Source organism: Alkalidesulfovibrio alkalitolerans DSM 16529, from assembly GCF_000422245.1.
GTDB lineage: Bacteria > Desulfobacterota > Desulfovibrionia > Desulfovibrionales > Desulfovibrionaceae > Alkalidesulfovibrio > Alkalidesulfovibrio alkalitolerans.
This window is the reverse complement of the sequence record NZ_ATHI01000018.1, coordinates 1-5,945: the sequence shown is the minus strand read 5'-3', so window position 1 is coordinate 5,945 and position 5,945 is coordinate 1. Positions and strand designations below refer to the sequence as shown.

The 5,945-nt window shown below is 59.3% G+C and carries 4 protein-coding genes and 1 CRISPR repeat array; of the genes, 1 reads left to right on the top strand and 3 read right to left on the bottom strand.

The window, feature by feature from the left end:
- Nucleotides 1-455 precede the first annotated feature (455 nt).
- Both DSAT_RS07040 and purE read right to left on the bottom strand, forming a co-directional pair.
- Nucleotides 456-1,574, bottom strand: coding sequence for a 5-(carboxyamino)imidazole ribonucleotide synthase (locus tag DSAT_RS07040; protein WP_020886882.1), 1,119 nt, complete (start codon nucleotides 1,572-1,574; stop codon nucleotides 456-458).
- Nucleotides 1,571-2,074 carry a 5-(carboxyamino)imidazole ribonucleotide mutase gene (gene purE / locus DSAT_RS07035; RefSeq protein WP_020886881.1) on the bottom strand — a complete coding sequence of 168 codons (504 nt, stop codon included), beginning with the start codon at nucleotides 2,072-2,074 and terminating at the stop codon, nucleotides 1,571-1,573. The genes DSAT_RS07040 and purE overlap by 4 nt, the downstream gene beginning before the upstream one ends.
- 285 nt (nucleotides 2,075-2,359) lie before the next feature.
- On the opposite strand from purE, the gene nhaR reads away from it, so the two are divergent.
- Nucleotides 2,360-3,253, top strand: a complete 894-nt coding sequence (gene nhaR / locus DSAT_RS07030) for a transcriptional activator NhaR (protein WP_020886880.1) — start codon at nucleotides 2,360-2,362, stop codon at nucleotides 3,251-3,253.
- Here nhaR and DSAT_RS15875 read toward each other — a convergent pair.
- Nucleotides 3,150-3,503 (bottom strand): Fic family protein, encoded by a 354-nt coding sequence (locus DSAT_RS15875; protein WP_328285314.1) that lies wholly within the window; start codon nucleotides 3,501-3,503, stop codon nucleotides 3,150-3,152. The two genes, nhaR and DSAT_RS15875, sit on opposite strands and share 104 nt — an antisense overlap.
- A 702-nt stretch (nucleotides 3,504-4,205) precedes the next feature.
- A CRISPR array of direct repeats spans nucleotides 4,206-5,895; the repeat unit is 32 nt; unit sequence GTTTCAATCCACGCCCCCGTGCGGGGGGCGAC.
- Between the last annotated feature and the right edge of the window lie 50 nt (nucleotides 5,896-5,945).

The window sequence follows — 5,945 nt, the reverse complement described above, 5'->3', positions numbered from 1 at the left end:
GGCCAGAAGGGGATGGGCCATTACGAACTCCTTACGGCTTGAGTTTGTCGAGCTTGGATTTCAGCCGGGCTATTTCGCGCTACAGAATCTAACACTTTACGCCTTAAACGATGCCTTCCATGGTCATGCCATGACGACGAGTTCCGCCCGATACCGACCGCTTCAGCGTTTTGAGGTCAGGCGCTATCGTGAGCCGAAAAAATGCCCGCTCGGTTTTCATGCGCGAAGAAGCGCTCGGTGCAGTCATTGAAATTGAACCGCCTTGCAACAAGGGGATCCACATGGGAAAGATAACCGTGCACAAGAGATAGCCTCTGAACAATTCCTTGTTGATGAAGACAGGCAGAATATCATTTCCTATGCCAGCCTATTGCAATGTCATATCGACAACATTAAATCTTGAAAAGTATAACTTAACCAAAAATGCTTATGCAACAGCCTGAAATACAGGCTTTCTATGCCACACACTGAGCACACTGCTCTTCGCGATTCACTGCGTAAAGAATCTTCCGCAGACCGTCCTCAAGGTCATTCTCCGTAGATTCGACGAGAGTGACATGCCCAGTTTTGCGCCCAGGCAAAGGTTCCTTGCCGTAAAGGTGGAGTTTGGCTCCAGGCACAGCAAGGACTTTCTCTGAAACGGGCGGCAGACCTATGATGTTGACCATTGCGGCATGCCCCCGTGGCGCAGTGCTCCCCAGAGGAAGCCCCAGGCCGGCCCGCAGATGGTTCTCGAACTGACTCGTGGCAGCCCCCTCGATAGTCCAATGCCCTGAATTATGGACGCGAGGAGCCATTTCGTTGGCGAGGAGACACTCACCAGCCTGAAAGAACTCCAGTGCCAGTAGGCCAACGTAGTCTAGGTGATCCATCAGACGTCGAACATGCTTCTGTGCCGCAGCCTCCATGACGTCGCCTGGGCGACTGCGAGAAATATGAAGAATGCCTTTTTGGTGCTCATTCTCACTGAGTGGATAAAAAGCGATTTCACCATGCTTGCTTCGAACCGCCAGAAGCGAAACCTCGCGATCAAATTCAACATAGCGCTCTAGGATGGATGCAGCGCCCTTCATCTGTCGCCATGCGGCGTCAGCATCGTTCTTTCGCTGAAGCACAAACTGGCCTTTTCCATCGTAGCCCTGGCTTCTGGTTTTAAGGACAGCGGGCAGTCCGAGGCTTTCCATGGCGATATCCAAGTCTGCCCGAGAAGAAACGGCGGCGAAAGGCGGAGTGGGGATATCCAACTTTCTAAAAAGCGTTTTTTCCTTCAGGCGGTCGCTCGCGACGGCCAATGCCTCTGGCGGGGGAAAGATGGAAACCCTCTGCCTGACAAAGTACAGCGCATTTTGCGGAACATTTTCAAACTCGTACGTCACCACGTCTGCACAGCTGGCAAAGCGGGAGAGGCCGTCGGGGTCGTCATATCCCGAGGCGACAAACTCGCCCAAGGGTGCGGCACAGGCAGCCGATGAGGGGTCGAGAAACTTGAATCGGAGCCCCAGCGAAAGTCCAGCCAGGGCCATCATCCGCGCCAGCTGACCGCCCCCGAGGACACCAACCACTGCACAATTCATGTTTGCACCCTGGGATCTGGGTGGGCGAGAACCTCCTCGGTTTGCTTTCGGCGATAATTCATGAGCGCGTCGCGGAATTCCGGCCGCTGAAGGCCGAGGATGCCAGCTGCAAGCAACGCCGCGTTGATCGCTCCCGCCTTGCCTAGCGCCAAGGTTCCTACGGGTATGCCCTTGGGCATCTGAACGATGGAGAGGAGCGAATCCAAGCCGTCCAGCGTGCGAGATGGTACCGGCACGCCGAGCACCGGCAATACGGTTTTCGCTGCGGCCATGCCGGGCAAGTGTGCCGATCCACCCGCGCCCGCGATTATAACCTGTATTCCGCGCGAATCAGCCTGCGAGGCATAGGTGAACAGCAAGTCTGGCGTGCGATGAGCCGATACGACTCGCGCCTCGAAAGGTATGCCAAGAGCCTCTAACGTATCTGCGCAATGCCGCATCGTTTCCCAATCCGATTTGGAGCCCATTATAAGCCCGACAAGCGGTTGTGCATCACTCATTTTTTGCTCGGAATATTAGACATTGCTTTCCAAAGCTACGGCATCAGCAATGCAAGCAGTCGCAACCAATGCCGTAGACCCCCTATCAAAACCTATTGCAGGCAAAGTCTTTTAAAGACTGCCTTGTCCTTCGCTGACAATAATCAGCTTGAGTTGTTTAGATGCATCCGGCCGATAGATTGCGCACTTTCGCATCGATGCCGAAGAACCGCAGTTAGCTTTTGGCGGCACACAAATAAAGTCGATTGTTATTGACAAATCATAAGTTTTTTTCGAACGTTCAGCATGAACCTCAAGCACCTGAAATACTTCTGGGCCGTAGGCCATACCCGAAGCGTGGCTAAAGCAGCCAAACAACTCCATCTGACACCCCAGACTGTCAGCTCGCAGATCAAGCTGCTGGAACGTGAGCTGGAATCAAGCCTGCTGAGCCCTGCCGGACGGGGAATCGAGCTGACCGAGGCTGGCCGAGTGGCACTTGCGTACGCCGATCAGATTTTCTCCCTTGGAGATGAAATGGCGGCTGCTCTGAAAACGCATGCAGGGCAAGGGCTTTCGATTTTCCGCGTGGGTATGTCGGACGTCGTGCCGAAGTCTTTGGCCCTTCGGCTTTTAGCCCCTCTGGGAGCCTCAGCAGAGCCTATTCGCCTGATCTGCAGGGTGGGCCGCTTTGACTGGCTGCTTGGCGAGCTTGCGCTGCATCGCCTGGATATGGTTGTGGCTGATCGGCCTATGCCGCCGGGGCTTTCGGTCCGGGCATACAATCACAAGCTCGGGGAGAGTCCGATGGCATTCTTTGCCCCATCCGACCTCGTGCGAAAAGCAGATCCTTTCCCTGTCTGCCTTGTGGGCGTTCCCCTCGTGCTCCCAGGCCCTAACACCGCAGTACGAGGTGAGCTGGACCGCTGGATAGGCCAAGCTCGGCTCGTGCCGAAGGTCATGGGCGAGTTTGACGACAGTGGCCTCATGAAGGCTTTCGCTCAAGCCAATAAGTGCTGTTTTCCAGCCCCTGCCATCCTATCAAAAGAAATAGTCGCACGATATGAGGTGGAAGAGTTGGGGAGAGTCTCATCGGTCAGGGAAGCGTTTTGGCTGATTGGCACCGAGCGGCGCGTGAGTCACCCCGCGACCCGTAGCGTTCTTGATACCGCACGATCGGGTCTTTTTGATTTTCAGTAGTTTGCCACTGAGGGCCCTTGTCGGTCAGGCGGCATATCTGCAAGCGGCTGGTGGGCTTCTCAAGGGCGGTCATTTTGATGAGGCCGTTGACCAGCGCCGGGTTAAGATAGCGCCCGCGGAAGGACTTCCGGTCTCGAAGCCCCAGGGCGGATTGCAGCGCCTCGCGGCTCATCTCTCCACGCATCGACGCCAGCAACTCGCCGACTTGAGGGGTGACTTGGGGGGCGACCAGCGCGACCGTCCAGTGCACCCGGCCCCATTGCTGTTTCAATCCGCGCCCCCGTGCGGGGGGCGACCGCAGTCATCGCACTCCTGCCCAGGCATCAACGGTGGGCTTTTGCCCTACCATTTTGCCCTAAAAAGCCGTTTACCCGGCAGGAAAAGCGATTTTCGGTGTTTTTGCGGGAATCACCTTGCGAAAAAAGCGAAGGGCTCCGCGCTGTTACGCGGAGCCCTTTCTGAAAAGTGGTGCCGAAGGGGAGAGTCGGCGCCATCACATGGCGGGTGACAGCCAATGCATTGATATAAATGCCTATTTTTTGTCGAAGCGCGCGCCCGCAGGCCGATTTGTACCCCTTCGTGTCCTCACCGTTGACCCACCCACACTAGCAGCACAAACGCCCGGAAACAAGCGCCCTGCCAGGATTTTCTCCCCGCGCTGGCAATTCCATGTTCCGTCTGCGTCTATACTCCACTTCCTCAATGCTCGAACCAAGCGCTCCTATCGCAAGAGCCTTCCGCTATGACACAGCAGGTAGCCCACTGTTCTTCCAGAGTCCTGTCCGAAGACTAGCCGAGTAGATCATATGATCGTAGGCAATGGTTTCAATCCACGCCCCCGTGCGGGGGGCGACGTCGGGCAGTCGTACATCGGAGAGCCGGACGAAGTTTCAATCCACGCCCCGTGCGGGGGGCGACGGGGCGAGGGATGAACGCGCCGCTGGGCGAAATCGTTTCAATCCACGCCCCCGTGCGGGGGGCGACTGGCGCTTCACGTGCACCACGGCGGCCATCTTGCCGTTTCAATCCACGCCCCCGTGCGGGGGGCGACCCCCCGCGACAAGGATCTGGCCGCGCTGGCCGAGTTTCAATCCACGCCCCCGTGCGGGGGGCGACTCCGCACCGGTCATGGTCACGGTCTTGCGACAAGTTTCAATCCACGCCCCCGTGCGGAGGGCGACACCTGCGCTCGTCCGGAATACAGTTTCCATTCAGTTTCAATCCACGCCCCCGTGCGGGGGGCGACCGCTTGCCTGACGAACTCGTTCTTCTTGCGTTCATCAAGTTTCAATCCACGCCCCCGTGCGGGGGGCGACGTGGAATCGGTGCTGGCCGTGTTCGATGTGGAGGTTTCAATCCACGCCCCCGTGCGGGGGGCGACGGCCGCCTCGCCCACGCGACAACCTGCGCAAAAGGTTTCAATCCACGCCCCCGTGCGGGGGGCGACGCCCGGCCGATCCCTTGCATACCATCCCGACCAAGGTTTCAATCCACGCCTCCGTGCGGGGGGCGACCATGGCCGCCCAATTGTAGAGCCTGCGCAGCGTGTTTCAATCCACGCCCCCGTGCGGGGGGCGACCCGGGGCGCGGGCCGCGCGCGCACGGCCGGACTCGAGTAGGGTTTCAATCCACGCCCCCGTGCGGGGGGCGACCGCCGTGCAGGGCCGACGCCTCGCGCACGATTTGTTTCAATCCACGCCCCCGTGCGGGGGGCGACCAGGCCGGTCTTTCCGGCCGAGCCTCGGGGGGTTGTTTCAATCCACGCCCCCGTGCGGGGGGCGACACGAGATCGCGAAGACGGCCGCGCAGATCGGCGTGTTTCAATCCACGCCCCCGTGCGGGGGGCGACAACCATTCTTTGCATGTGCTGCACTGCCATGACTCGTTTCAATCCACGCCCCCGTGCGGGGGGCGACTCGTGACGCAGATGACCGTGACGTGGACGGAGGTTGTTTCAATCCACGCCCCCGTGCGGGGGGCGACCGGAGCGTCCTCGGGGGCGACCTCGGCTTCCGTGTTTCAATCCACGCCCCCGTGCGGGGGGCGACAATCGGCGCGCGTTACCTTAATCTCGTAGATGGAGTTTCAATCCACGCCCCCGTGCGGGGGGCGACGTTGTTGCGCACTGCGCGCACCCACATGGTAGCGTTTCAATCCACGCCCCCGTGCGGGGGGCGACCGGGGATCGGCCAGGATGGGCGAAGAAAAGGCTTGTTTCAATCCACGCCCCCGTGCGGGGGGCGACTGCATAGGCATTTAGGACATGATATCTATTTGTTGTTTCAATCCACGCCCCCGTGCGGGGGGCGACTTGTGTTCCATGATGCACCGCTCGCATTGATTATAGTTTCAATCCACGCCCCCGTGCGGGGGGCGACTCGAGCAGCACGAAAAGAGCGGATGCACGAAGCGGTTTCAATCCACGCCCCCGTGCGGGGGGCGACTCGAGCAGCACGAAAAGAGCGGATGCACGAAGCGGTTTCAATCCACGCCCCCGTGCGGGGGGCGACGATCCCGTCGCCATCACCACGCCCCAGCTCGTGGTTTCAATCCACGCCCCCGTGCGGGGGGCGACCGGCGTCGAGCCGCTGTAGAGGTGTCAGATGCTTGGTTTCAATCCACGCCCCCGTGCGGGGGGCGACCGCGCCGAGGTCGAGGCATTGCAGCCTCGCAAGTTTCAATCCACGCCCCC

Bases quoted from the DNA above. Each gene is read 5' to 3' on its own strand.
- DSAT_RS07040 (WP_020886882.1), bottom strand. From the start codon at position 1,574: ATGAATTGTGCAGTGGTTGGTGTCCTCGGGGGCGGTCAGCTGGCGCGG.
- purE (WP_020886881.1), bottom strand. From the start codon at position 2,074: ATGAGTGATGCACAACCGCTTGTCGGGCTTATAATGGGCTCCAAATCG.
- nhaR (WP_020886880.1), top strand. From the start codon at position 2,360: ATGAACCTCAAGCACCTGAAATACTTCTGGGCCGTAGGCCATACCCGA.